This window comes from Streptomyces sp. NBC_00154 (genome assembly GCF_026342835.1).
Lineage (GTDB): Bacteria > Actinomycetota > Actinomycetes > Streptomycetales > Streptomycetaceae > Streptomyces.
The window spans coordinates 179,018-203,966 of sequence record NZ_JAPEMI010000001.1 but is presented as its reverse complement, the minus strand read 5'-3'; the positions used below and the strand labels follow the sequence as shown (position 1 = coordinate 203,966).

21 protein-coding genes and 1 pseudogene are annotated in these 24,949 nt (G+C 70.9%); 9 read left to right on the top strand and 13 right to left on the bottom strand.

Annotated features, from left to right (window positions below; all coding sequences use genetic code 11):
- Window positions 1–23 precede the first annotated feature (23 nt).
- The 7 genes from OHA03_RS00940 to OHA03_RS00910 all read right to left on the bottom strand — a co-directional run bounded on the left by OHA03_RS00940 (window position 24) and on the right by OHA03_RS00910 (window position 11,427).
- Window positions 24–2,006 carry a hypothetical protein gene (locus OHA03_RS00940; RefSeq protein ID WP_266999774.1) on the bottom strand — a complete coding sequence of 661 codons (1,983 nt, stop codon included), beginning with the start codon at window positions 2,004–2,006 and terminating at the stop codon, window positions 24–26.
- Window positions 2,003–3,163: a VWA domain-containing protein gene (locus tag OHA03_RS00935; RefSeq protein ID WP_266999772.1), complete on the bottom strand. Its 1,161-nt coding sequence runs from the start codon at window positions 3,161–3,163 to the stop codon at window positions 2,003–2,005. Before OHA03_RS00935 ends, OHA03_RS00940 begins: the two co-directional genes overlap by 4 nt.
- Complete coding sequence (locus OHA03_RS00930) at window positions 3,160–5,586, bottom strand: DUF5682 family protein (protein WP_266999770.1); 2,427 nt, start codon at window positions 5,584–5,586, stop codon at window positions 3,160–3,162. Before OHA03_RS00930 ends, OHA03_RS00935 begins: the two co-directional genes overlap by 4 nt.
- Complete coding sequence (locus OHA03_RS00925; protein WP_266999768.1) at window positions 5,586–6,758, bottom strand: AAA family ATPase; 1,173 nt, start codon at window positions 6,756–6,758, stop codon at window positions 5,586–5,588. Before OHA03_RS00925 ends, OHA03_RS00930 begins: the two co-directional genes overlap by 1 nt.
- On the bottom strand, window positions 6,755–10,381 hold the full coding sequence (locus OHA03_RS00920) for a DUF4132 domain-containing protein (protein ID WP_266999765.1): 3,627 nt from the start codon (window positions 10,379–10,381) through the stop codon (window positions 6,755–6,757). Before OHA03_RS00920 ends, OHA03_RS00925 begins: the two co-directional genes overlap by 4 nt.
- Window positions 10,382–10,531: 150 nt before the next feature.
- A complete protein-coding gene (locus OHA03_RS00915) occupies window positions 10,532–10,975 on the bottom strand; it encodes a hypothetical protein (RefSeq protein ID WP_266999763.1) in 444 nt (147 codons plus the stop codon).
- Entirely contained in the window at window positions 10,969–11,427 is a 459-nt protein-coding gene (locus OHA03_RS00910; RefSeq protein WP_266999761.1) for an ATP-binding protein, read from the bottom strand. Before OHA03_RS00910 ends, OHA03_RS00915 begins: the two co-directional genes overlap by 7 nt.
- Window positions 11,428–11,633: 206 nt before the next feature.
- Here OHA03_RS00910 and OHA03_RS00905 point away from each other — a divergent pair, with 206 nt between their 5' ends.
- The 3 genes from OHA03_RS00905 to OHA03_RS00895 all read left to right on the top strand — a co-directional run bounded on the left by OHA03_RS00905 (window position 11,634) and on the right by OHA03_RS00895 (window position 13,639).
- On the top strand, window positions 11,634–12,494 hold the full coding sequence (locus OHA03_RS00905; RefSeq protein WP_266999759.1) for a helix-turn-helix transcriptional regulator: 861 nt from the start codon (window positions 11,634–11,636) through the stop codon (window positions 12,492–12,494).
- Between the two features lie 2 nt (window positions 12,495–12,496).
- Window positions 12,497–12,739 carry a DUF397 domain-containing protein gene (locus OHA03_RS00900; protein WP_030980456.1) on the top strand — a complete coding sequence of 81 codons (243 nt, stop codon included), beginning with the start codon at window positions 12,497–12,499 and terminating at the stop codon, window positions 12,737–12,739.
- Window positions 12,740–12,829: 90 nt separating this feature from the next.
- Window positions 12,830–13,639 carry an SAM-dependent methyltransferase gene (locus OHA03_RS00895; RefSeq protein WP_266999757.1) on the top strand — a complete coding sequence of 270 codons (810 nt, stop codon included), beginning with the start codon at window positions 12,830–12,832 and terminating at the stop codon, window positions 13,637–13,639.
- 71 nt (window positions 13,640–13,710) lie between these two features.
- On the opposite strand, the gene OHA03_RS00890 is transcribed toward OHA03_RS00895, so the two are convergent.
- Window positions 13,711–14,127 (bottom strand): cupin domain-containing protein, encoded by a 417-nt coding sequence (locus OHA03_RS00890; protein ID WP_266999755.1) that lies wholly within the window; start codon window positions 14,125–14,127, stop codon window positions 13,711–13,713.
- Window positions 14,128–14,180: 53 nt separating this feature from the next.
- Here OHA03_RS00890 and OHA03_RS00885 point away from each other — a divergent pair, with 53 nt between their 5' ends.
- Entirely contained in the window at window positions 14,181–15,143 is a 963-nt protein-coding gene (locus OHA03_RS00885; RefSeq protein WP_266999753.1) for a helix-turn-helix domain-containing protein, read from the top strand.
- 71 nt (window positions 15,144–15,214) lie between these two features.
- Window positions 15,215–15,670, top strand: a complete 456-nt coding sequence (locus tag OHA03_RS00880) for a YchJ family protein (RefSeq protein WP_266999751.1) — start codon at window positions 15,215–15,217, stop codon at window positions 15,668–15,670.
- Between the two features lie 85 nt (window positions 15,671–15,755).
- On the opposite strand, the gene OHA03_RS00875 is transcribed toward OHA03_RS00880, so the two are convergent.
- The 4 genes and pseudogenes from OHA03_RS00875 to OHA03_RS00860 all read right to left on the bottom strand — a co-directional run.
- On the bottom strand, window positions 15,756–17,843 hold the full coding sequence (locus tag OHA03_RS00875; RefSeq protein ID WP_266999749.1) for an MDR family MFS transporter: 2,088 nt from the start codon (window positions 17,841–17,843) through the stop codon (window positions 15,756–15,758).
- A gap of 55 nt (window positions 17,844–17,898) precedes the next feature.
- The gene (locus tag OHA03_RS00870) at window positions 17,899–18,738 is read right to left on the bottom strand and encodes a hypothetical protein (RefSeq protein ID WP_266999747.1); all 840 of its coding nucleotides are present in this window, start codon (window positions 18,736–18,738) and stop codon (window positions 17,899–17,901) included.
- Between the two features lie 183 nt (window positions 18,739–18,921).
- A complete protein-coding gene (locus OHA03_RS00865) occupies window positions 18,922–19,185 on the bottom strand; it encodes a hypothetical protein (RefSeq protein WP_030980463.1) in 264 nt (87 codons plus the stop codon).
- 220 nt (window positions 19,186–19,405) lie between these two features.
- Window positions 19,406–19,594: pseudogene (locus OHA03_RS00860) on the bottom strand (helix-turn-helix domain-containing protein); the annotation flags it as partial.
- A 108-nt stretch (window positions 19,595–19,702) separates the two neighbouring features.
- Here OHA03_RS00860 and OHA03_RS00855 point away from each other — a divergent pair.
- Both OHA03_RS00855 and OHA03_RS00850 read left to right on the top strand, forming a co-directional pair.
- On the top strand, window positions 19,703–20,533 hold the full coding sequence (locus tag OHA03_RS00855; protein ID WP_266999730.1) for a PP2C family protein-serine/threonine phosphatase: 831 nt from the start codon (window positions 19,703–19,705) through the stop codon (window positions 20,531–20,533).
- A 104-nt stretch (window positions 20,534–20,637) separates the two neighbouring features.
- Window positions 20,638–21,651, top strand: coding sequence for an MASE1 domain-containing protein (locus OHA03_RS00850; protein ID WP_267007879.1), 1,014 nt, complete (start codon window positions 20,638–20,640; stop codon window positions 21,649–21,651).
- A gap of 40 nt (window positions 21,652–21,691) precedes the next feature.
- Here OHA03_RS00850 and OHA03_RS00845 read toward each other — a convergent pair whose 3' ends face one another.
- Window positions 21,692–22,753 carry an ATP-dependent DNA ligase gene (locus OHA03_RS00845; protein ID WP_266999728.1) on the bottom strand — a complete coding sequence of 354 codons (1,062 nt, stop codon included), beginning with the start codon at window positions 22,751–22,753 and terminating at the stop codon, window positions 21,692–21,694.
- A gap of 96 nt (window positions 22,754–22,849) precedes the next feature.
- Here OHA03_RS00845 and ligD point away from each other — a divergent pair, with 96 nt between their 5' ends.
- Both ligD and OHA03_RS00835 read left to right on the top strand, forming a co-directional pair.
- Window positions 22,850–23,860, top strand: coding sequence for a non-homologous end-joining DNA ligase (ligD, locus tag OHA03_RS00840; protein ID WP_267007878.1), 1,011 nt, complete (start codon window positions 22,850–22,852; stop codon window positions 23,858–23,860).
- Window positions 23,857–24,936 (top strand): ABC transporter permease, encoded by a 1,080-nt coding sequence (locus tag OHA03_RS00835; protein ID WP_266999726.1) that lies wholly within the window; start codon window positions 23,857–23,859, stop codon window positions 24,934–24,936. Before ligD ends, OHA03_RS00835 begins: the two co-directional genes overlap by 4 nt.
- Window positions 24,937–24,949: the final 13 nt, after the last annotated feature.

The window sequence follows — 24,949 nt, the reverse complement described above, 5'->3', positions numbered from 1 at the left end:
CGGCTGCTCACCCCGGAGCGCCATCAGCTTTCGGCGGCCCGCAGCTCGCTGCTGACCAGGAGGTGGAGCTGGGCCTCCAGCCAGGCGGCGGTCCGTCCGCTCTCCGCCTGCCCGTCCAGCGCGTTCAGGAACGCCCGCAGCAATGCCGCCGCGCGGGCCAGCCCGGTCCGTGACAGGGCGGTCGCCGCTTCGTCGATACGGGACCGGGTCGGGGCGGTCGGACGGGACAGCCCGTTGTGGGCCGCGGCGGCGAGCGCGGATATCGCCTCGTCGAGCGCCGCGGTCAGCGGATCCGGTGAGCGGCTTCCGGCCGCCGCCAGGGCCGTGGAGCCGTCACCGGCGGCCAGATCGGGCACGGTCACCCCGGCCGGGGTGAGCACCGCGATCGGGTCGATGACGATGCCGCCGCCGGAGCGGTGCACCGAACCGCTGATATGCGTGGCGCCACTCCCCAACGCGTCGGCCAGGGCGTCCAGCGCCCCCGGGCACTCCGGGCGATAGGCGGACGTCAGCACGGCGGACGTTCCCGCAGCGTCCCGGACATGCGCTTCGAGACACTGCTCGGCGGGGTCGTACCCGATACTCCCGACCTCGGACAGGGCGACGACCCGCACCGATTCCGCCTCGACCCTCGGGCGGATCAGCCGCGGCGGCCGCCCCCGCCAACTTGCCGTCAGAGCCGACAGGTCGCGTACGAGGAGGGGATCGGGGAGATCCGTCCACGCGGCGCCGACCGGGGTGATGCTCGTGGTTCCGAGCCGGCCCCGGGCGATCGTCAGGGCGCGGCTCGCGGTGCGCCGGACGCTCTCGCTGACCAGACTGCCGGTGGCCAGCGCGGAGAGCGAAGTGGACAGGACACGGCGGGTGGCCAGCCGGTGTCCGGTGAGCTCCTGGTCGTCGGCCGTCCACTCCCTGCGCAGGACCAGGACCGAGCCCGCGCCGGGGTGCGCGAAGTACACCTCGGCGACCAGGGCTTCGGCCGTGCCGCGGACCCGGCAGCCCAGCGCGGTGAGCCGGACCCGGCGCAGCGGGGTGTCCCCGGCCTCCCGGGTGCCGAGCGCACCGGGTACCGCGGCGGCCCGCTGCCGGGCGTGGACCTCGGTGAGCAGGGCGGCGACCAGCTCGGGGCGGTAGTGGGCGGTGCGGTCGGCGTAGGCCGCGAGCTGGCCGGTCAGTTCGGCGACCGCGCCGGCCGGCCAGTGCAGCGACCCGGCGGCCAGCGCGTCACCGGCATGGGCCAGGGCACCTCGGAGCACCGGTCCGGCATGGGCCACCCCCTCCCTCAGCAGCTCGTCGGCGAGCGCCGTCGCCGCGTCCAGTTCGGGGCGGGCCGTGGGCCGGGCAGTGGGGCGCCCGCCGACCTGGACGGTGGTGGACCGGTCCTCGGTCCCCGCTTCGTCGGCGACCCGGAACGCCCAGACCGCCAGCGCCACCATCTCGTCCCGCACCGCGGCGGCCGCGTCCGTCAGCGCGTACGCGATCTCGCCGGGCACCGGGAACCGCACCGTACAGGTGGGCAGCTCGACCCAGGGCTCCGGACGCTCGGCCGTGGGGCGGTGCACCAGGGCGCCGTAACCACGCTCGAACGTGCGACGGGCCGCGGCGAGTGTGCGGGCGCCGAGAGCATCGGCCAGCGCACTGTCGTCGGTGGAGCCGGGGGACCAGTGGGTGACGGGAACGGGGACCGGGGCGCCGTCCGTGCCGGCCCCGGCATCACGCTGATAGGCGAGGACGAGTGCGACGAGGTGGCGGCACACGCCGGGGGCGGAGCAGCTGCAACTGCCGTTGTCCAGACCGACACCGGGCGGAAGGACCGCGCTGATGCCGTCGTCGAAGCGAGCACGGACCGTGGTGTCGGGCTCGGTCGTGAGGCTGGGCACGGCGCCCGCGTCCAGCTCCTTCGTGGCCCGTTTGACCAGGCCGCGGTTGGCGAGCGCGGTGAGCGTGTCGGGGGTGAGAGCCAGCAGATCGGCGCGGGGCACGGGCCCGGTGGTCGTTTCGGTCATCGGCCCAGCCTCTCGGCGACGAATTCGGCGAGCCGGCCCGGTGTCATCGCCCCGATGTGTGCGCCGGCCTCGGCGAGCCGACCGGCCAGCTCGCGGTCGTAGTCGGGGTTCGCGTCCTCGTCCAGAGCGGCCAGGCCGAGCACCGTGCTGCCCTGCTGCACCAGCCCGCGCACTGTGCGCAGCAGCCGGTAGGAGTCGCCGCCCTCGTAGAAGTCGGTGATCATCGCGACGATCGTGCGGCGAGGGTTCTCCACCAGATCCGCGCCGTACTGCACGGCCCGCGCGATGTCCGTGCCGCCGCCGAGCTGGACCCGCATCAGCAGCTCCACCGGGTCCGACACCTCCGAGGTCAGGTCCACCACATTGCTGTCGAAGGCGACGAGGTGCGTCTTGAGGCCCGGCAGCCCCCACAGGCAGGCGGCGGTCACCGCGGAGTGGATCACCGAACCGGTCATCGAACCCGACTGGTCGACCAGCAGGATCAACTGCCACTGAGTGAGGTGGCGTTGGGTACGGGAGTGGAAGTGCGCCCGCTCGATCAGGAGGCGCCGCTCCCCGGGCTGGTAGTGGGCGAGGTTGGCCCGTACGGTCTGCCGGAAGTCGAAGTCCCTCGCCAGCGGCACCCGGCTCGGCTTGCGGGAGCGGGTGCCGTGGAACGCCCGGCGGACCTCCGGCTGCAGCTTGGCCAGGAGCTCCTTGACGACCGACGCGACGATGCGCCTGGCAAGCCGCAGCACTTGCGGGTTCATCAGGTGCTTGGTGCGCAGCACGGCCCGCAGCAGTGTGGGGCTCGGCTCGACCCGCTCCAGAACCGCCGGGTCGGTGACGATCTCCTGGATGCCGTACCGCTCGACGGCGTCCCGCTCCAGTCGCTCGATGGTCTCCTTCGGGAAGAGCCGGTGGATGTCGTCGAGCCAGTCGATCGCGGTCACCGGCGAAGGCCCGTCCCCACCGGTGCGACGGGTGCTCGTCCCCGAGCGGCGCACCCCGCGCCTGGCGAGGTCGGGGTCACGGCCGTAGAGCCAGTCGAGCGCCGCATCCTGCGCGGCGTGGCCCTGCCCCAGCGGTCCGGTGTGCCGTTCGGCGGCGGCGCCGAGGATCAGCCGCCAGCGCTCCAGCCCGGCGTCGGGCGTGGTCGGTTCGGGTGTCGTGGTCATGATGCGGCTCCCAGGCCGTAACGGGACAGCACGCGGGACACGTTCTCCTCCAGGGAGCCGGCGCGGGCGATCAGCAGCGGGTCCGCGGTGGTCCGCAGCAGACCGCGTGCCGAGCCGCGCACCCCGCGCCGCTCCAGCAACTTTCCGGCGATCCGCTCGCGTTCACGTGGTGGGAAGAACGCGAAGGCCTGGCGCAGCGCGGGCAGACCCGACAGGAAGTCGTCGTCGGGCAGCGCACAGACCAGGCTGTCCAGCACATCGACCAGCGACTCCGTGGCGCCGCCGTCTTCACCACCGCTCTCCACCGCACCCGTCACCTCGTCACGGGCGAGCGCGAACAGCCCGGCCAGCCAGTCGCCGAGCGCATCCGGGCCGGCCGCCGCCACCGTACGCACCGCCTCGGCCGGATCCGTCGATGTCCCCGGCACCGCTCCCAGCGCCCGGTGCAGGCCGAATGCGGCTCCCCGAAGATCGATCGGGGCGTCCGGGTCACGGGTGATCCGCTGGGCGATCCCGGCGACTGTCGCCCGCGACGCCGCAAGCAACTCCGGCGCGTGCAGCACCGCATCCCGCACGGCGACCACGGCCCGCAACCGGGGGAAGTCCACCCCCGACGCACCGCGCGCGCCCTCCAGGAGCCACAGCAGCCGTCCCGTCGCCCCGTCGATCACGGCGCCGAGCAAGGGGCCGCGCGCCACCCCGTACACGCGGTCGTGCCGCCACAGGCCCAGAGCCGTGGCGAGCACGTCGCCGAGCGGCCCCGGCGTCTTCAGCTCACCGACGCGCGCAGCCAGTTCGGCGAGCAGTTGCTCCGAGAGGGCGCCCACCCCGCACAGCACGGCGTCGAACAGCACCCCGGCCAGCGCGTCGGCCCCGGCCTCCGCGTCATGTGTCCGCTCGGTGAGCGCGGCCGCTGCCGCCTCCGTCAGTCCCGCCCCGTACGCCCCCGCCTCGACCAGCGCGGCCTCGCGCCCCGGCGACGGCCGCGGCTCCCAGCGTTCGGTGAACACCGGGTCGATGCCGTGCTCGGGACCGGCGGTCCGCCCGTGACCGGGGATCCCCAGCACCCGCAGCCGGTGCAGCACCCGGCTGCGCTCCAGATCGGTGGCGTCGGTGAGGTCGAGGCGGTACGAGGAGCCGTGACCTCCGTCGAGTCCCAGCCGGGCGAGTTGCGCCGCCACATCGTGTACGAGTGGCGGCGCCGGGGTGGCGGGATGCAGCCGCCCGGTGCGGTCGCCGCTGCAGGCCGCCACCATCTCGACGACCGCGGGATGGCTGCCCGTCGACAACGTGCCCCGGCTCGTCCACGGCAGCGGGCGGTCCAGGTCGTCCGTGATCAGGGCACCCGCGAGACCGTCCAGTACATCGATCCTGGCGGGACGCGGATGGCCGCGCAGCGCGGTGAGCCCCTGGGCCAGACTGCGTGCCGCGATCAGATCGGCGGTGGACACCGGGAACTTCCGGGCCCGCAGCCGCTCGACGACCATCCGCAGCAGCCCGTCCGCCGCGGCCTCGGGGCCCGCTTCCCACACCTGCTGGTAGTAGCCGGGCGACGGCATGCCCGACTGGTACCCGGCGAACGCGTCCAACTGGCGGAACGAGTACGGCACGAGGAAACTCCCCGCCCGTGCCTCCGCCGGAGGAGCGGGCACCTGCGGCCACCCGTCAGCCCCGAGTGCCCAACCGTCCCCACCGCCGTCGAAAGGAAGTTCGCCGACAGCACCGGAAGCCTCGACAGCACCGACAGCCTCGCCAGAGGGGTCAACGATCCCGTAGGTGCCACGGACCCCGGCGAGCGCGCGCAGCGCCGGCTGGTGGAAGCCACCGGTCACCACCAGCACCGGCCGCTCCCCGGCCGCAGCCACCGCCCTCCGCACCCACGCCGCCATGTAGGCCTCGCGTGCCCGGTCACCCGCATCGGCCTCCGCGTCCCCGCGCACCAGCGCGAAGTACGCGTCGAGACGTGCGGCGAGACCGTCGTCCGGCTCCACCTCGAACAACCGGTCCCACAGCGCGTCCGAGGAGTCCACCGCGAAGTGCCGGCAGAGCCGCTCGGTGGCCTCTGCGTACCGGACCTCCGCGTCGGCGTACCGGTTGGCGCGCTCGGCGAACGCCGGATGCCAGGCCGGCAGATCGATGAAGCGGACCTCGGCCCCGGCCGCCCGACCCGCCCGCAGCGCGACCCACTCCGGCGAGTAGTCGCACAGCGGCGCCCAGGACGTAGCGGCCCGATGCCCGTCGCGGTAGTGGCTGAACACCGCGACCGGCAGCTCGTGCCCGAGCAGCAGCTCGTCCAGCCGGGCGTTCATCTCGGCCGGGCCCTCCACCAGCACATGGGCGGGGCGCAGTTCCTCGATGGTCCGCTCGACGAGCCGGGCGCAGGCGGGGGAGTGGTGGCGCACCCCCAGGAACACGGCGGGCATCAGTCGGCCAGCAGATGACGTGCGTCGTACAGGGCCTGCCACTGCGGGCCGCGGCGGCGCGGCACCTGCTGCTCCAGATAGCGGCGCAGCCGGGCCAGGTCCTCCGGGCTGTCCTTGGCAGCCGTACCGGCCAGACACGCCACCACATCGGCCGCGCTGCCCGGCTCGCCGCGCAGGAACCAGCCGCGTACGCCGACGGCATGCGCGACCGAGACCGCCTCCGCCGTACTCATCACGGCCGAGGGCCGGTCCGGGCCCGCACCCGAGCCGTCCGGACCGCCCGACCCGCCGCCCGCGCGCAGCTCGCGGAACGTACCGACCAGGACCTCCAGGACGTTCCGGTCCGGTGGCGGCTCCACGCCCGAGCGCCGCAACAGGGTGCTCACCTCGGCCTCGACGAGCGCCAGCTCCGTGTCCAGGTCCGGGATCGGGAACACCGTCTCGAAGTTGAACCGCCGCTTGAGCGCCGCGCTCATCTCATTGACGCCCCGGTCCCGGGTGTTGGCTGTCGCGATCACATTGAAGCCCTGCCGGGCGAAGACCATGCCGTCAGGACCGGTCAGCTCGGGGATCGCCACCACCCGCTCGGACAGCAGCGAGAGCAGCGAGTCCTGCACCTCCAGCGGGCAGCGCGTGATCTCCTCGAACCGTACGAGCCGGCCCTCCGCCATCCCGCGCAGCATCGGCGCCGGGACGAGCGACCGTGTCGACGGTCCCTCGGCGACCAGCAGCGCGTAGTTCCAACCGTACTTGATCTGGTCCTCCGTGGTGGCTGCGCCACCCTGCACCGTCAGCGTGGAGTCCCCGCTGACCGCCGCCGCGATCAGCTCGGACAGCAGCGACTTGGCGGTGCCCGGCTCGCCCACCAGCATCAGCCCGCGGCTCGTCGCCAGGGTCACCAGCGCCCGGTCGACGAGCGACGGATTACCGACGAACTTCCGGCTGATGCCCGCGTCCGTGTCACCGATGACGAACGTGCGCGCCGCCCGCAGACTCAACTCCCAGCCCGGCGGCCGCGGATCGCGGTCGTCGGAGCGCAGAGCGGACAGCTCGTGGGCGTACCGGACCTCGGCCGGGGGCCGTTGCACGGACGGCCCGGCCTCCACACCGACCGACGGCCCGCCGGCCTGGCCTTCCGGCACCGGCTCCGCATCCGTCTTCCGTACGGTCATGACGCGACGCCCTCGGTCAGCTCCGTCAGATCGGCCAGCAGTTCGGAGACGGTCACCGGGTCGAGATCGGCGAACCGCAGTGGATAGGTGCGCAACAGATAATGGTCGTTGGGCTGATCGTCCAGCCACACCGTTTCGAGGGTCTGGTCCGGGAACATGTCGACGACCCCGACCGCGATGCCGCTGTCCAGCGCGATCACCAGACAGACGTTGTCGGCGAGCTGCTTGGAGATCCACCGCTCGACCCCGGCGTCCTGCGGCACACCCCGCTCCCAGCCGCGCCGCTCCAGCCCGAGCACCTTGCCCGTCGGCACCTTGAGCCCCTCGAACCGGGTCAGCCGGTAGCCGGGTGCGTCTTCGTCCGCCAGACGGAACACGGCGCGCCCCAACTGCGGGAACGGCTGCAGGATCTCGTAGTCCGCGAACACCTCGGACCAGTCGTCGAGCTCCTCACCCAGCGCCATCGGGTGCGCGATCCGCACCGCCGCGCCGTCGGCCGGCTCGAAGGGGTCGTCCTCGACATTCGCGAACGTACGGTCCTCCGCCACCCGGAACGCGGTGGTCACCCCGTCGGTCTCGCTCAGCCACACCAGCCGGCGGACCAGGTGCCAGAGCAACGGGTGGTGGAGGAACAGCTCACGGAACTCCGCCGTCGTCCAGGAACGCTGCGCCACCATCGCGGCCTCCAGCCGCCGCACCTGGTCGGAGGCGACCGTCCGCACATCCTTCTTCAGCGCCATGAACCGCTTGCGCTCCGCGGGGGCCAGCTCCGCGTCGTCCCGCGCACCCGGCATCGGCAGATCCTTGCGGCGCTTGCCGTCACCGTCCAGCACATACGGCCGCAGCTGTTCGTCGAAGCCGACGGTGAAACGGCGGGTGCCGTAGTCGACGACCGTCGAACCCCCGGCGTCCAGTCCGAAGTCGGGCACCAGCCGGTCGGAGAGCTGCTCGCCGGTCAGCCCCAGCCCCGACGCCACCTCGGCGATCTTCTCCTGGGCCCGTACCTTCAGCGCCTTGAACTTCACGCGCTGCGAGATGCCGTGCAGATGCAGCAGCGCCACATCGGTGCCGATGGCCGCCAGCACATCGAGACCCTCGACCGCCCTGTGATGTGCGCCCTCGCCGGGCCAGGCCCTGATGACCGGTGTGAGACTCCGTACCGTTCCGTCGTCACCGAGCAGCCCGAGAGCGTGCAGCGCCCAGGACTCCTTGGCGGGCATCCCGGACAGCCGCCACTGCTCGAACAGCGCCCAGGCGAACACGGCGAGCGACTCCGGCTCCGCCGTCTCCCTGAGGACGGCCACCCCCGGATAGGTCTCCCCGGGCCGGGACAGCGCCAGGAGCATCAGGGCATGTCGGACGGACTCCTCCGGCAGCGCGCCGCCGGTCCTGACCCGGATCTGCGGCAGCAGGGCCGGCTCCGCCCACGCGGGCACGACGGGCATCCTGGCGGGCAGCGCCCGCTCCAGCGGGTCGGCCGACAGCAGCTCGTCGATCACGCCTGCCGCACCGGCGCCGTATCCGGCGGCGGCCTCCCGCACCACCGTGTCGCCGTGGACCGCGGCGATCTGCAGCAGCGCCTGCTCGGCGGCACGACGACCGGCCCCGGCCTTGCCGACCGCGTCCGGCACCAGGTAGGCGGCCGCCGTGGCGCCGTGCCGGACGAACCAGGAACGGGCCGTCGTTGCAACCGACTTGAGCCGCATCGACCAGTCCGCCATGTGCCGCGCCACCGCAACATCCACGTACGGCAGGAACAGCGAGGCGAGCGAACCCGGCTGGTGGGGTGCCGCACGGAGCAGCACCGGCAGTGCGTCGAGCCCGAAGCGGGCGGCGACCGGCTTGAGTGTCTCCTCGGCGTCCCACAGATCGTCCGGGGCCCATTTGCCGAGCCACGGCCGGACCGTCTCCTCGGGGCCGTGCAGGAACATCCAGGCCGGCTGGAGGCTGGTCAGCGTCTCCGTCGCCGCGTACGAAGCGGCCTGCTCCTCCCAGTACTTCGCCTCGCCGTGCGTGTGCTCACGCTCGCGGTTGTGCCAGGTGCGGCAGGAAGCCCACTTCTCCTTCTCGCCCGGCAGCCAGGCGATGCCCGGCTCGGCCTCGGCCGTCAGCCCGTCGACGACCGTCGTGCGGGTGGGTTTACGTGGACGGGACCACGGAGGGGAGACCAGCAGTTCCGGCAGCGTTTGGGAGGAGGCGTCGGCGACCCGGCCGACGGGGTTGACCAGCGGATCGACCAGCGCGGCCAGATCGGCGTCGAGCGTGGGGAGCACCGTCGCCACCAGCTCGCGATGGGCGCCGATGTGTCCGGCGAGCAGCAGCCGGGTCGACTCGGCGGGGCCCGGTCCCGAACCGTCGCGCACGGCTGCGGCGAGCAGTCTCAGCGCGCGTACCGGGTAGCGGTGCGCCGCCTTGAACAGCGCGGCCCGGACATGCTTCGCGTCCGCGTGGGTGAGGAGAAGACCGAAGGCCTCGTCCGACGGGAGTTCCACCAGGGCGTTCGCGATCAACTTCAGATAGTCGGTGCTGTAACGGTCGCTCATGCGGCCGGCCAGCAGCGGGGCGACCGCCGTTCCGATGCCCTCCGCGACCGTCCCGATCAGTGCGACCGACCAGCCGACGCCGGGCCGCTCCGCGATCTCGCCGACCTGCTCGGGCGAGTTGAGCGAGCAGAACACCATGGAGCGCAAGGTCTGGTCGCTCTCCGCGATCACCTGCGGGTTCGCACAGAGCTCGGCCACCCACTCCGTCTCGCTCGGCACCAGGTACGACACGACGATTCGGCGCACCGTATCGTCGCGGCACCCGGCGAGCGCGGCGACCGTCGACCGGTAGGTCTCCTCGTCGGCGTTCGCGAGCAGGGCGCGGATCCGGTCGGCGGCCGGCCGGCGCGCCCCCGTCCAGTACCCGTTGCGGGAGCCCGTGAGGGCCTCGAGCCACGGGTCGTACCGCCGCGTTCCCTTCTGGATCCAGTGCGCCTCGACGGTGAAGAGCTCCACGGCGGCCCGGGCGGCGAACGGCAGCCCGTACGCCTCGGTCCAACTGTCCGCCCATGCCGCCTGCGTCAATGGGTGGAGGCCGACCACCGCGGCCAGGACCGCCGCCCCGACGGGATCGGGACTGCCGGCCAGATGCGCCCGGGCGGACTCGACGAGCCGGTCGTCGCTGCTCGGAGCCGCCAGAAGCTCGGCGATCCACCCACGCTCCTCGGAGAGCCTGCGCTCCACCGTGTCCAGCGCTTCCTGTGAGGCCTTGCCCGCAGATCGCCGCACACCGCCGCGCCGCGGGTGCAACTGGCGCCGCCAGGCGGCCGGCAGCTCGAAGGTGTCCTCGTCGGGCAGCACACCCACAGTCGCGTCGGCAGCATCGGCGGCCTGCGTGAGGGCTTGTTCGGACGTCTCGGCGACCACCGTGGTCCTGCCCACCTCCCGGTAGCCCTTGCGCTCCTTCTCCGCGATCGTCCTGCGGACCTGCTCCCGCGCGGCGTCCGCCGACGCGTACTCCTTGCTCTGCGTGCGCCCGTCACTTCCGCACCGCCCGTACCGCACCGTCACCACGGCGCCGTCGGCCCCGGTCTCCCAGAACTTCGATGCACTGCCCTCGACGTACTCCCAGCGCCGCACCGGCCCGCCCCCTTCACACCTGGACAGCCCGCTTCGCGGCGGGCTTCTCGATCAGTGCTGCCACACTAGAACCCGCCACTGACAACGCAGCGTGACGGTGCACCGAGCGGGAAAAATACCAGGTCAGGGGCGTAGTGAAGGGGTTTGGGGTCAGCCGGCGGACACCGCGCGGGGGCTATCGGTCACTGCCCAGGACGGTGTCACGCCGGTGACCTGGCACACCATCAGGAACAGCGGAATGGGCGGGGTGTAGGGCGTACGGCTGTCGGGTGCGTGGATCAGCCGCGGCCGCGTCGCGGGGACGTACGCACCCCTGGCGTACGCGACCTGCGCCGGCCAGTCCAGTTCGAGGTCCGAACCCGCCGGGACGATCCACCACCAGCGGTCGGCGTCCGCGAAGACACAGCCGGTGCGTGGCAGATGGGACAGCAGCCGGAAGCCGTATGCGGCCGGGACCCCCACCGCGTCGCAGCCCAGACTCGCCGACAGCGCGGGGGGCACCGGCAGCTGTACCCCGCCGTCGCCGGCGCGGGGCGACTGGGGCTCACGGGAGCGGCGCGTTCCGAGCAACTGGGACATTGCGTTCCTCAACATGACTGCTCCGTGCCGTGCGGCAGTTCTGCCCAGACGATGCGGCCCGAGCCGTCCCCCGCGTCGCGGGACCCCCAGGCGCTGCTCATCGCGTCGACGAGCAGCAGGCCGCGTCCGTGTTCGTCGTCGGCGGTGCGACGCAGCTTCGGGCCACCGGGCTGGTGTCCTTGATCCTGTACGGCTATGCGCAGCCGTCTCTCGAGGCGGTGCAGCTCGCACACGACGCGAGCGCTCGCGGTGTGCACCACCGCATTGGTGACCAGTTCCGAGACGATCAGGACCGCCGCTTCGTGTGCATCCGCGTCCAGCCGCCACTCGTCCAGCCGGGCCCGCGTCAGCCGCCGCGCACCGGCCACCGATTCCGGGTGGGCGGGCAACGCGAAGCAGTACCGGAGCGCTTCCGTCCCGGGGCTGAGGTCGACGTGCCGGGGGATGAGCGCACTGCCAGGTGCCACGACCGATTCCTCACAGTGGGGGGCTGCACCACGCTCCGCATCCCGGGGGGAGGGAGCGGGCATGACTAAGTGAACTGGTTCACTCACCAACTCTCCCCCTGTCGCGAACACTTGGCAAGGGGCACTCTGAAAATTCCAGAGTGACTGTGTCTTTGAAGGCATACGCATGGCACACTGCTCGCAAACAGCGCATCGGGAGGTCTGAAGTGAGCGAACCGCGGTCCGCCCCGACCGTGGGTCAGGTCGTTCTCGGCAAGCGCCTGCAGGACCTGCGGGAGCGTGTCGGCCTGAGCCGTGACCAGGCTGCCAAGGTGCTGCGGGTCGCTCCTGCGACGATTCGCAGGATGGAGACCGCAGAGGTCGCTCTCAAGATCCCCTATGTGCAACTGCTCCTGAAGGCCTACGGGATCGCCGACGGCGAGGCCGACTCCTTCGTCGAGCTCGCCGAGGAGGCCAACAAGCCCGGCTGGTGGCAGCGGTTCCACGACGTCCTGCCCGACTGGTTCAGCATGTACGTCAGCCTGGAGGGCGCCGCAAGCCTCCTGCGCATGTACGAACCGCACTTCGTCCCCGGACTCCTGCAGACCGAGGACTACGCACGTTCGGTGATGCGTACCGGTGCCGTCGGCCAGACCCGGCCCGAGGACATCGAGCGCCATGTGGCGCTGCGGATGGTGCGTCAGGCACTGCTGACACGCCCGGACGCCCCGAAGCTGTGGGTGGTGATGGACGAGACGGTCCTGCGCCGTCCCGTCGGCAGCGCCGATGCCATGCGCGAGCAGACCGACCGGCTGCTCCAGGCGACCGAAATGCCCAATGTGACGCTGCAGATCGCGGAGTTCGCGACCGGTCACCACCCCGGCACCTATGGCCCGTTCGTCCTCTTCCGTTTCGCCGTCCCCGAACTGCCCGACATGGTGTACAGCGAGTACCTGACCGGCGCCGTCTACTTCGACGCGCGCCCCGAGGTGGCCTCCTACCTCGAAGTCATGGACCGCATGGCGGCTCAGGCCGCAACTGCACAACGCACGAAGGAAATCCTCCGGGACTTCCGCAAGGAGCTGTGATGATCGACCCCATATACAACGGCATGCCGGCCGCCGAACTCGGCTCCGAAGGCTGGTACAAGCCGTGGAGCGGCGGCAACGGGGGCAACTGCGTCGAGGCCATGAGGCTGGCCGACGGCAGAGTCGCTGTACGCCAGTCCGCGGATCCCGAGGGCCCCGCCCTTATCTACACCCCCCGTGAGATCGCCGCATTCATCCAGGGCGCCAAGGCGGGTCAGGCGGACTTCCTCCTGACCGGAACCTGACGCGGACGTACCGAACCCTGAAGAGCCGGCGCCTGTTCCGCGCCACACGTCATTCTTTGTTCGCCGATCCACGGACCCAAGGAGCGCGCTATGACCGGGCACGACCCGCAGCCCATCGAGATCGACACCAGCAAGCCGCATCCCGCCCGGATGTACGACTGGTTCCTCGGCGGCAAGGACAACTACCCGGTCGACGAACAGATGGCCCAGCAGCTCCTGGCCCTCGACTCACGGGGCCGTGACATGGCCCGGGTCAACCGCGCGTTCATGCACCGCGCCACCCGCTGGCTCGCCGAGCGGGGCGTACGTCAGTTCCTCGACATAGGCACCGGCATCCCGACCGAGCCCAACCTTCACCAGATCGCACAGCAGACCGCCCCGGATGCGCGCATCGTCTACTGCGACAACGACCCGATCGTCCTTGCGCACGCGGCGGCCCTGCTGCGCTCCACCCCCGAGGGCGCCACCGAGTACATCCAGGTCGACGCCCGCCGGCCGGAGGCCATCCTCGAGAAGGCGGGCAAGGTCCTCGACTTCAGCCGCCCCATCGCGTTGTCCCTGCTGGCGCTGCTGCACTTCCTCGACGACGAGGACGGTGCGGCCGAGCTCGTCGACCGGCTCGTGGCGCAGCTCCCCTCGGGCAGCTATCTGGTGCTCTCGCACACCACCGGGGACTTCAACCCCGAGGGTGCGGCCCAGGCCTCCGCCATGTACAAGGCCCGCGGGATGACGCTGCGTCCGCGCTCGCATGCCGAACTCAGTGCGTTCTTCGACGGGCTGGAGCTCGTCGAGCCGGGCGTCACCCTCTCCGCGGACTGGCACCCGGAGCTCGGTGAGGTCATCGACGTGCCGGGCGACGAGCCGATCCCGGGATACGCGGGTGTGGCCCGCAAGCCCTGACTCCGAGCCGCACAGCTCACTTCGGCTCAGTGGACCGACAGCAGCCCGCAACCCTGCTGTCCCCGCCGTGTTCAGGTCTCCAGCACGTGTCCGGATGTCGCCTCGACATGGTCGGGCACCTCGTCGTGCCGGTCGCCCACCGATGACGTTCCGGACGGCTCGAACAGCAGGAGTGACGCACCGGCCGCCGAGTACGGCCGGTGCCACGTGGTGCGCGGGACGACGAACACCGCGCCCCGGTCGAGGGTGACCGTCCGCTCCCCGCCGGCCTCGCGCAGTGCGATGTCCAGGGCGCCGTCGAGGACGAGGAAGAACTCGTCGGTCTCCTCATGGACGTGCCAGACATGCTCGCCCCGGACCTTGGCGACCCGCACGTCGTAGTCGTTGACGCGGGTCACGATGCGGGGGCTCCACAGCGCCTCGAATGTCTTGAGGGCATCGCTCAGCAGGATCGGGTCCGGGCCGGCCGTCGCCGTGTGATCGCTCATGTGTCCCATCTTCGGCGGTGGACTCCGCTTCGGGTGAGTGCTACGAATCGCACATGGCGCAAGAATCCTCGCACCGGGTCGTGATGATCGTCTCCACCGGCTCCAACCCGTTCGAGCTGGGCGTGGCCACCGAACTCTTCGGGCTGCGCCGCCCCGAGCTGCCGGTGCCCTGGTACGAATTCGAGCTCTGCGCCGAGACCCCGACCGTGCGCATGCACCACGGCTTCTTCCAGCTCACCGGAGTCGCCGGACTCGACGCCGTCGACCGGGCCGACACGGTCATCGTGCCGAACCGCCCCGACCCGGACACCGACCCCGACCCGGCCGTCCTCGACGCGATCCGTCGCGCCGCCGGCCGTGGCGCCCGTCTGGTCAGCTTCTGCACGGGTACGTTCACGCTGGCCGCGGCCGGTGTGCTGGACGGCCGCCGCGCCACCACCCACTGGCGCTGGGCCGATGCCTTCGCCGCCCGCTTCCCGCAGGTCCGCCTCGACCCCGATGTGCTGTTCGTCGACGACGGGCAGATCATCACCGCGGCGGGCAGCGCCGCCGCCCTCGACACGGGCCTCCACATCGTCCGCGGCGACCACGGCGCGGAGATCGCCGCCGCCGTCAGCCGCCGGCTGGTCTTCGCGGTCCACCGCGACGGTGGCCAGCGGCAGTTCGTGGAGCATCCGCTGCCCGACGTGCCCGACACCTCGCTGGGCCCGCTGCTCGCCTGGGCCGAGGAGCGCCTCGGCACGGAGCTCACGGTGTCCGGCCTTGCCGCGCACGCCGCTGTCAGCCCTGCCACCCTGCACCGCCGCTTCCGTTCCCAGCTCGCCACCACCCCGCTCGCCTGGCTGACCGAGCGGCGGATCACCTTCGCCTGCCGGCTGATGGAGCGCGGCGAGGAACGGATCGACGTGGTCGCCCGCGTCAGCGGACTCGGTACGGCGACGAACCTGCGGGCCCAGCTGCGCCGCCGTACCGGGCTCACCCCCACCGACTACCGCCGCCGATTCGCAGGGACATGACGCACCGGTCCGGTACGGCAGCGTCCGCCCTGGCGCACCTGCCCGGTCCCGTCGCAGGTCACAATGGGGCCATGTCCCGACGCAGCTCACGCCCCCGGCAGACTTCCGCCGCGCGTACCCGGATCGCCCCGGCCACCGCGATCACTCCGGCCTCGCCGTGCCCCTGCGGCCTTTCCGCCACGTACGCCGACTGCTGCGGTCGACTGCACGCCGGGGCCGCCGCGCCGACCTGTGAGGCGTTGATGCGTTCGCGGTACGCCGCGTTCGTCGTCCAGGACGCGGCGTACCTGCTCCGCACCTGGCACCCGGACACCCGGCCGCCGGTCATCGACTTCGATCCCGCAATGCGCTGGGTGCGCCTGGAGATCCTGGCGACGACTGACGGCAGCGCTTTCCACACCACGGGGACGGTCACCTTCCGCGCCCACTACACGGACAACGGCCGGCCGGACTCGCTCCACGAACAGAGTCGATTCGTCCGGCACGATGGCGCCTGGGTCTACTCGACGGCGGTCTTCGCCGACTGATCACTCCGCGGTCCGCTGAGCGGCATCACGCCGAAAGTGCTCACCGGGACCCTGCGGGCGGTGGGGCGAGCGGGCGGCGCCGGTGTCAGGCCCGGGCGGGCACCCGTGACGCACCGGCCGCGTCCGCCGGGGACAGCTCCTGCGTCAGGTCCTCAGCCAGCAGCCGTTTGGCGATGGCATGGACCGCGGCCCGCAGCTGCTCGTCGTCGGGGCGGGCACCGTCGTGGTCCACTTGTTCATTGAGCCAGGCGCCCCAGGCACGGGAGATCGTCGCCGCCTCCCGGCGGCCCGCCTCGGTGTGCGTGAAGAGATGACCGTCCCCGCTGAGATACCCCTCCTCGATCATCCGGTCGAAGACCGGCACCAGCACCTCGGGTGGAATCCGGTGCCTCGTCGCGATCAGACCGAGGCCCGCATGGCCGACCATCCGGGTGAACAGCTCCACCTGCATCACTGCCCAGGCGCCGGCCATGTCGAGCCGGGTGTCCGAGGCTGCGACGATCCGCCGGGCCGTGTCCGGGCCCATGCCCCGCAGGATCTTCGCCACCGAGTACTCCAGCAGCTTCGCCGAGTCCCCGTCGTTCGGGGAGGCGAATCCTTCGCCCATGTCGGTCGAGGCGACCCGTGCGGTGTCCCGAAGTTTCACCTCTTTCAGGAAGAGGGCCACGACGAACCCGAGCAGTGCGACCGGCACCGTCCAGAGGAACACGGTGTGGAGCGTGTCCGCATATGCCTGGACCAGCGGTGCGGACTGCCCGGGCGGCAGGTTGTGCAGCCCCTTCGGGCTCTGCGCCGCCTTTGCCACGACTGCGGGGTCGCCGCCCGCCCGCGCCGCAGCCGCGACCCCCTGAGTCAGGTTCGGCCCCAGCGCGTTGGCGTAGATCGTGCCGAAGACCGCGGTGCCGAAGGAGCTGCCGAGCGTACGGAAGAACGTCACACCGGACGTCGCCGTGCCGAGGTCCGCGTAGTCGACCGTGTTCTGCACGGCGATCGTCAGCACCTGCATGGCCAGCCCGATGCCGACACCGAGCACCAGCATGTACAGCGACTCCAGCCAGACCCCGCTTCCCGGACCCATCCGGGACAACAGGTACAGCCCGGCCGCCATGATCAGCGAACCGATGATGGGGAAGATCCGGTACCTGCCGGTCTTGCTGACCACATTGCCGCTGAAGATGGAGGCCGCGAGCAGACCGATGACGAGCGGCAGAGTCCGCACGCCCGACAGGGTCGCCGAGTTCCCGTCCACGAACTGCAGATACGTGGGCAGGAAGATCATCGCGCCGAGCATCGCGAAGCCCACGATGAAGCTGAGGACCGAGCAGACGGTGAAGACCGGGTTCCGGAACAGCCGCATCGGCAGCATCGGTTCCTTCGCCCGGAACTCCACGAGGCAGAAGAGCGCCAGCGCGACGACACCGCCCGCGAAGAGACCGATGATGACGGGCGACCCCCAGGCGAACTGATTGCCGCCCCAGCTCGTCGCCAGGATCAGGGCGCTCGCACCGATCATCACCAAGGTGATGCCCAGATAGTCGATGACCGGCCGCCCGGCCGCCTTGACCGCCGGGATCGTCCGGGCGGCGGCTATCACCACCACGATCGCGATCGGCACATTGACGTAGAACGCCCAGCGCCACGAGAGATGGTCGGTGAACAGCCCACCGAGCAGCGGCCCCACCACCGTGGCCACCCCGAAGACCGCACCGATCGCACCCTGGTACTTGCCGCGTTCACGCAGTGGGATCACGTCGGCGATCAGCGCCATCGAGGTGACCATCAGCCCGCCCGCGCCGACGCCCTGCAGCCCTCGCCAGATGATCAGCATCGACATATTGGTCGCGAGACCGCACAGGAACGAGCCGGTGATGAAGATGATCGCCGAGACCTGGAAGACGATCTTCCGGCCGAAGAGGTCACCGAACTTTCCGACCAGGACCGTCGCCACCGTCTCGGCGAGCAGATACGCGGTGACCACCCAGGACATATGGGCGGCGCCGCCCAGATCCGAGACGATCGTGGGCAGCGCCGTGCCCACGATCGTCTGGTCCAGGGCGGCCAGCAGAATCCCCAGCACGATCGTGATGAAGACGATGTTCCGGCGACGCGGGTCGAGCACGGGCGGCGCGGCGGCACTCTGCGCGGCGGGGGCGGTCTCGCTGGCAGTGGTCACGCTTGCACCCTCACATCGGCCCCTGCCTGCCGCATGTGGGGGACGGCCGGACGAGTCAGCGGATCAGCTCGTGTACCGACGTCTTCATCCGGGCGACGAACGCCTCCCGCACCGGCTCCGTCACCCGGTCGAGCGAGAGGTACGGATTGAGGTCCTCCAGCTCGACGAGCAGCAGCTCGCCGTCGGCCGTCCGGCAGGCGTCGATCCGCTGGATGCCGTGGGCGAGAGCGTTCCAGTCCACGAACCGCCGGGCGAACTCCAGATCCGCCTCCGTCGGCCCGTACGGCTCCAGCACCCAGCGCCTGTCGGTGTGCGGTGCGTACAACGCGTACTGGAAGTCCCGGTCGATGAAGTAGAAGGACACCTCGTAGCTGAAGTCGATCTTCGGCTGGACGAGCACGGTGCCGACCGGTTCGGCGGCCACCTCGGCGGTGAGCAGCTCCGGTGCGACGAACCGCAGCCCGACCGAGTCCGCACCCAGCTTCGGCTTGATCACATACTCCGCGGCCTCGGGCAGCAGCCCCAGATCGGCTGCCCGGTCCACGGTCGCGATCACCGGATACTTCGCGGCGCTCAGGTCGACCAAATACTGCTTGCCGGCCATGTCACCGAGTCCGGTGAGCGGGTTGTACACCGGCACGTTCCGCTCGCGTGCGCGGGCGCAGAACGCGTCGTACGCCTCCTGGTAGTGCAGCACCGGACCGCTGTTGCGTACGACGACGACGTCGAAGCCGTCCAGGAGTGCGGCCGCATCCCGCGGATGGCAGAGTGCTACGTCGAACTCGTCGCGGAGCCGCGAGGTCAGAAAGATGTCCTCGTCGCAGTAGCGCCGGCCGCGCGCCTCGTAGGCAAGATCGGTGACGAAGAGGGCGGACGGGCGCGGACCGGCGGGCATGGCGTTTCCCAGGGGGTGTGTGCGAACAGCGGATCGGTGGCATTGCTGCCCGACATTCTCTCCCGGTCCGCTTCACCCTGGTCACCGCGGTCCGACCGGCGGCCGGTCAGGCCGGCCGATGCGGGTGCAGATGTTCTCCGTGGTCCCGTGGATCACGTGCTGCCGATGTCGGTGGCGTGGCAGTCACCAGGAGCTGCCGGGACGCACCGGCAGCCCGGGGTGGTGGGCGGCGAGCACCTTGTTGGCCCGGGCCAGCTCGGACAGGGCCTGCTCGCGGTCGGCCTGGTCCTCGATGCCGAGCCGGGGGCCGCGGAACCTGCGGACCTCGCGGGCGGCGCACTCGGCGTCGAACTCCGCCTGCACGATGTGCGGCGGGATGCAGGACCCGATCAGTGCGGCGACCCGGTCCGGGATCGGTACGGGGACTAGGAGGTGCGAGGCGGTCATGGGGGGTTTCCCTCTCGGATGGTTGACCAGGAGGTGGTGCGGGGCGGCCGCCGGATGAGCGGTCGACCTCTCCTTATGTAACGGGACGCAGTTCCGGTTTTCTCGTTGAGAACGTCTCCGTCTGGCAACCGTTCGGGAGTGACCGGCTATTTCCCCTTACTCGTAAGTAAGTTGACTCCTCGTGAGGTACGTGCTCGGGTCGCAATCCGCACCGCGTGGCTCAGTGCGGCGCGTCGCTGCTACGTGCGCGCAACTGCATCGCACGCAGCACGGCCTCGGTCGAGAACCGTGACTCGAGGTCGACGAGTTGTTCGCCGAAGACGGTCTCCAGACTACGCATCCGGTAGCGGACCGTCTGCGGTTGTACGTCGAGCAGTTCCCCCGTCCGGGCCGCGGTGCCGCGGGTGTCGTCCGAGCAGACGGGGCGAACCGGTCTCGGGGACATGTGGTCCGGCCCTCCGTTACGAAGAGAACTAAGGTGGATTACGGATCATGCAAGAACGCCCCCGGAGGGGCCATGCGCCACCACCGCACCACCCACGTCGACAGCGCCCAGGAAGCTCTGCTCACCCTCGGGCATCTCGTCGATCAGGCACTGGAGCGGATCAGGATCCAGCGGGCCCGCGTGGAACTGGCCGAGGCGCTGCAGCGTCATCTGCTTCCGCCTCAACTGCCTGCCATGCCCCATATAGCCATCGCGGCCCGTTACACCCCCTCGCGCGACGGTCTCGATGTCGGGGGCGACTGGTACGACGCCTTTCCGATGACGAACGGTTTGGTCGGGGTCACGATCGGTGACGTGCAGGGGCACGACGTGGAGGCCATCGCCTTCATGGGGCAGGCCCGCACCAGCCTGCGGGCCCTCGCCGGCGCCACGACCGATCCGGGCGAGATATTGAGTCGCACCAACGACCTGCTCATCTCGATGAGCTGCGGCCCCTTCGCGACGTGTTGCTTCCTCACCTTCGACCCGGTCAGCGGCGCGCTCGCCATCTCCCGCGCAGGCCACATCCCGATGGTCTGGGCCACCGCCACCGGCTGGTCCGGCATCGTTCTCGACAGCGGGGGCCCGCCCCTCGGGATTCTCCCCGGCGAGACCTATCCGGTGACGCGACGACGGCTGACGGAGCAGGGATCGTTGGTCCTGGTCACCGACGGGGTCGTGGAAGGGCCGTCCTGCCCGCTCGAGAAAGGGCTCGACGAAGTGGTCCAGCTGGTGAGCAGTGGTTACGACGGAGATCCCGACCGGTTGGCCGGTGACGTGATCAAGGTGGCCGATCTGACGGGGCACCGCGACGATGCCGCAGTCCTCGTCGTCCGCTATGCCGGCATTCCTTCCGCGGAGTAGCCGCGTGCGGTCGTCCCGCATGTTCCGCGTTGCGACGATGGAGATGTCTTCCGGCGCGTCCTGGCCGGCAGGGCCCTTCCGGGTGGTGTCTGATGACTGGCGTGGTGACCAATCAGGAGCTCCGGCGCAGAGGCGCCGCGACTCTGCTGGTCCTCGCTGTCGCCGCCGTCTACTACGGGGCTGCCCGGCTGGGCCTTCTCGAACAATTGGTGCGCGGGCAGGTCACGCCGCTCTGGCCGCCCACGGGTATCGCCGTGGCCGGTCTGCTCGTCTTCGGACTGCGGATCTGGCCGGGTGTCGCGCTCGGCGCCTTTCTCGCCAATGCGGCCATCGGGCCGACACCTCTCACCGTCCTGGCCATCGTGGTGGGAAACACGCTCGCACCGGTCTGTTCCTACCTGCTGCTGAGACGTGCGGGCTTCCACAACGACCTGGACCGGCTGCGCGACGCGCTGGCGCTGGTCTTCCTGGGTGCCCTGGGCGGGATGCTCATCAGCGCGACCGTGGGCAGCAGTGTGCTGGTGATCTCGGGTGCGCTGCCCGCAGGCGATTTCTGGCGCACCTGGTCGGTGTGGTGGACAGGCGATGCGATGGGCGTGCTGGTCGTCGCACCGTTTCTGCTCGTCCTTCGCAAGGCGCGGTGGCCACGGGGTGTGGCATTGCGGCGGTGGGCCGAGGCAGCTGCCCTGACGCTCGGCACCCTTGCAGCCGCGCTCCTGGCGACGGCAGGCACCAGCGCCTCCCTGCTCTTCCTCGTCTTCCCGTTCCTGATCTGGGCCGCGTTCCGCTTCGAACTTGCCGGTGCCGCGTCGTGCGAGCTCGGAGTCTCCACGTTGGCGATTCTGGCCGCCGGCAGTGGGGTCGGCCCATTCGCCCACAAGGATCTCTTCACCAACATGGTGACGCTGCAGGCCTTCAACGGCGCCACGGCGCTGACCGCGCTGCTGCTCGCGGCGGTCATCACCGAGCGGAACCGCACCCACGGGGAGATCAAGCGGCTCTGTGCGCGGCTCACGGACATGGTGGCGGCCATGCCGGACCACCCGGTGACCGATCAGTGGCAGACGTCCGACGACCCTGATGACCCCGGCCGCCGGACCGGCGACGGTGAGCCCTGAGGGTTGTCCCGACCCCTGCACCACACCGTCGGGCTCGACGTCAGTGGGCTGACAGCACCTCGGCCAGGTCGTACCCCACCACCTCTTCCAGCTGCGCATACGTGCAGCCGCCGGGGGTGCGGTCCGGCCGCCACCGGCGGAACTGGGCCGTGTGCCGGAACCGGTCGCCCTCCATGTGGTCGTAGGCCACCTCGCACACCCACTCCGGACGCAGTGCCACCCACGACTGGTCCTTCTTCGCGGACCACCGGCTCTGCGCACCGGGCAGCCGGGCGCTCTCGTGCGCGGTGGCGTCCGCCCAGGCCGCCCACGGATGGTCGGCGGAGTCGGTCCGCAGCGGTTCCAGCTCCGCCACCAGCTCCTCGCGGCGCTTCATCGGGAAGGCGGCGCACACCCCGACGTGCTGCAGAACGCCCCCGGAGTCGTACAGGCCGAGCAGCAGGGAGCCGACGATCGGGCCGCTCTTGTGGAAGCGGTAGCCCGCCACCACACAGTCGGCGGTCCGCTCGTGCTTGATCTTGTACATGACGCGGACGTCGGAGCGGTACGGCAGATCGAGCGGCTTGGCGACGACGCCGTCGAGCCCGGCCCCCTCGTACCGCTCGAACCACTCCTGGGCGACGGCCGGGTCCGTGGTCGCGGGGGCCAGATGGACAGGGGCCGAGGCACCGGACAGCGCCGCCTCCAGCACCGCGCGCCGGTCCACCTGCGGGGTACTCAGCAGAGAGTCGTCGCCCACCGCGAGGATGTCGAAGGCGACCAGGCTGGCCGGGGTCTGTTCGGCCAGCAGCCGCACCCGTGAAGCGGCCGGATGGATGCGCTCGCTCAGCCGGTCGAAGTCCAGCCGGCCGTCATACACGACGACGATCTCCCCGTCGATGACACAGCGCGGCGGCAGATTCTCCCGAACCGCCGTGACCAGTTCAGGAAAGTAGCGGGTGAGCGGCTTGCCGGTGCGGCTGCCGATCACCACCTCGTCGCCGTCGCAGTGCACGATCGCCCGGAAGCCGTCCCATTTGGCCTCGTACTGCATCCCGGGCGGGATTTTGGACACGGACTTGGCGAGCATCGGCTTCACGGGCGGCATCACCGGCAGATCCATGGAGCGATTCTTACCCGGACAGCCCGATCAGGCTCCCGATATGCGGCATATGTGAGCCCGGCCTAGCGTGGCCCCATGGGCGCAGCGGGAACAGCGGTGGAGCTGGATGCGGACGGGCGGGCGGTGCGGCTTTCCAGCCCGGACAAGGTGTACTTCCCGGAGAAGGGCTACACGAAGAGGGACGTCGCCGAGTACTTCCTCGCCGTGGGTGCAGGGATCACCCGCGCCCTGCGAGACAGACCGACCACCCTCCAGCGCTTCGTGGACGGCGTCGACGGTGACTTCTTCTACCAGAAACGCGCCCCGAAGAACCTCCCCGACTGGATCCCCACCGCCCGGATCACCTTCCCCAGCGGCCGGCCGGCCGACGAGATCTGCCCCACCGAACTCGCCGCCGTCCTGTGGGCGGCCAACCTCGGCACGCTCACCTTCCACCCCTGGCCGGTACGGAGCGCCGACACCGATCACCCCGACGAGCTGCGCATCGACCTCGACCCGCAGCCCGGCACGGACTACGCCGACGCGGTCACCGCCGCCCATGAGCTGCGGGCCGTCCTCGACGACCACGGGCTGCGCGGCTGGCCCAAGACCTCCGGCGGCCGCGGCATCCATGTCTTCGTACCGGTCGAACCCCGCTGGACGTTCACCGAGGTCCGCCGCGCCGCCATCGCGGCCGGACGCGAACTGGAACGCCGGATGCCGGACCGGGTGACCACCGCCTGGTGGAAGGAGGAGCGCGGCGAACGCATCTTCGTCGACTTCAACCAGACCGCCCGCGACCGGACGATCGCCTCCGCCTACTCCGTACGGCCCCACCCGCACGCCCCGGTCTCCGCACCTCTGCGCTGGGACGAGATCGACGACGCCGAGCCGCGCGACTTCGACATCAGGACGATGCCGAAGCGGTACGCGGAGGTGGGCGATGTGCACGCGGACATGGACGACCACGCCTTCCGGCTCGACGGTCTGCTGGAACTGGCGGACCGTGACGAGCAGGAACGCGGGCTCGGCGACATGCCGTACCCGCCGGAGTACCCGAAGATGCCCGGCGAACCCAAACGGGTCCAGCCGAGCCGCGCCCGGCACGACGAGGACGGGGATGCATGAGCGCGCCCGACCTGGAGCCCGTCACACCGCACGGGGAACATGCCCGGCCCCCGGCCCGCGGTGACCGGTGGGCGGCGTTCAAGGCGTCCCCGTATCTGCCCGCCGTCGTACTCCTGTTCATCATCGCGGCCGCCGCCGGTCTCTTCGCAGGCTCCTACACGTACGCGATGGCCAACCCGACCCCGCGCAACATCCCGGCCGCCGTGGTCGGCGACCTCGGCAGCGTGCGTGACAAGGTCTTCCTCGACCGGCTGGAGCGCGCGCTCGACACCTCGCTGGTGCTCCGTGAGTACGCCACCGAAGCCGAAGCCCGCACCGCACTGGAGGGGCAGAAGGTCTTCGGCATCCTGCGGTCCGAGAACGGCGGGGTCGGTCTGGACGTCGCGAGCGCGTCCGGAGCCCCGGTCGCCCAACTGCTCGCCGAGTCCACGCTGAAGGTGGGGGAAGCGGTCCATGTGCCGGTGAAGGTCAAGGACGTGAAACCCCTGCAGCGGGGCGACCCGCGCGGCCTCGCCCTCTTCTACATCTCGCTCGCCGCGGTGATCATCGGATTCGTCGGTGCCATCCAGCTGACTGTGCACGCCAAGGCGCTGGCCCCGCTGGACCGGATCGGGTTCACCGTCGTCTACGCCCTGCTCGGCGGGTTCGCGATCGCCGCCGTGGTGGACTGGCTGCTCAGCTCCGTCAAGCTGCCGTTCCTCCAGTCGTGGATGATCCTCTCCCTCACCATGTTCACCACCGGCATGGTCTTCACCATGTTCAACGCCCTGATGGGTCGCTGGGCGATGATCCCCACCTGGGGACTGATGGTGCTGCTGGGCAACCCGTCCTCAGGCGGTGCGGTGTCCTGGCCGCTGCTGCCGTCGGTCCTCGGCTTCATCGGCCGCTGGCTCCCCCCGGGCGCCTCGGTCAACGCCCAGCACGCCGCCGTCTACTACCACGGTCATCAGCGGGTCTTCCCGTACCTGGTGCTCGCCGGATGGTCGCTGGTCTCCTGCGCCGTGTTCCTGGTGTGGCGCCACCGGTACCCGGAAGACCGCGACCACATGCCTCAGCATGCGGCCGCGGCCCCCTGACATCTCTCTGAGC

Excerpts from the sequence above, each read along its gene's own strand:
- OHA03_RS00940 (WP_266999774.1), bottom strand. The coding sequence starts at position 2,006 with ATGACCGAAACGACCACCGGGCCCGTGCCCCGCGCCGATCTGCTGGCT.
- OHA03_RS00935 (WP_266999772.1), bottom strand. The coding sequence starts at position 3,163 with ATGACCACGACACCCGAACCGACCACGCCCGACGCCGGGCTGGAGCGC.
- OHA03_RS00930 (WP_266999770.1), bottom strand. The coding sequence starts at position 5,586 with ATGCCCGCCGTGTTCCTGGGGGTGCGCCACCACTCCCCCGCCTGCGCC.
- OHA03_RS00925 (WP_266999768.1), bottom strand. The coding sequence starts at position 6,758 with ATGACCGTACGGAAGACGGATGCGGAGCCGGTGCCGGAAGGCCAGGCC.
- OHA03_RS00915 (WP_266999763.1), bottom strand. The coding sequence starts at position 10,975 with ATGTTGAGGAACGCAATGTCCCAGTTGCTCGGAACGCGCCGCTCCCGT.
- OHA03_RS00895 (WP_266999757.1), top strand. The coding sequence starts at position 12,830 with ATGACCGGGCACGACCCGCAGCCCATCGAGATCGACACCAGCAAGCCG.
- OHA03_RS00890 (WP_266999755.1), bottom strand. The coding sequence starts at position 14,127 with ATGAGCGATCACACGGCGACGGCCGGCCCGGACCCGATCCTGCTGAGC.
- OHA03_RS00885 (WP_266999753.1), top strand. The coding sequence starts at position 14,181 with ATGGCGCAAGAATCCTCGCACCGGGTCGTGATGATCGTCTCCACCGGC.
- OHA03_RS00880 (WP_266999751.1), top strand. The coding sequence starts at position 15,215 with ATGTCCCGACGCAGCTCACGCCCCCGGCAGACTTCCGCCGCGCGTACC.
- OHA03_RS00870 (WP_266999747.1), bottom strand. The coding sequence starts at position 18,738 with ATGCCCGCCGGTCCGCGCCCGTCCGCCCTCTTCGTCACCGATCTTGCC.
- OHA03_RS00865 (WP_030980463.1), bottom strand. The coding sequence starts at position 19,185 with ATGACCGCCTCGCACCTCCTAGTCCCCGTACCGATCCCGGACCGGGTC.
- OHA03_RS00855 (WP_266999730.1), top strand. The coding sequence starts at position 19,703 with ATGCGCCACCACCGCACCACCCACGTCGACAGCGCCCAGGAAGCTCTG.
- OHA03_RS00845 (WP_266999728.1), bottom strand. The coding sequence starts at position 22,753 with ATGGATCTGCCGGTGATGCCGCCCGTGAAGCCGATGCTCGCCAAGTCC.
- OHA03_RS00835 (WP_266999726.1), top strand. The coding sequence starts at position 23,857 with ATGAGCGCGCCCGACCTGGAGCCCGTCACACCGCACGGGGAACATGCC.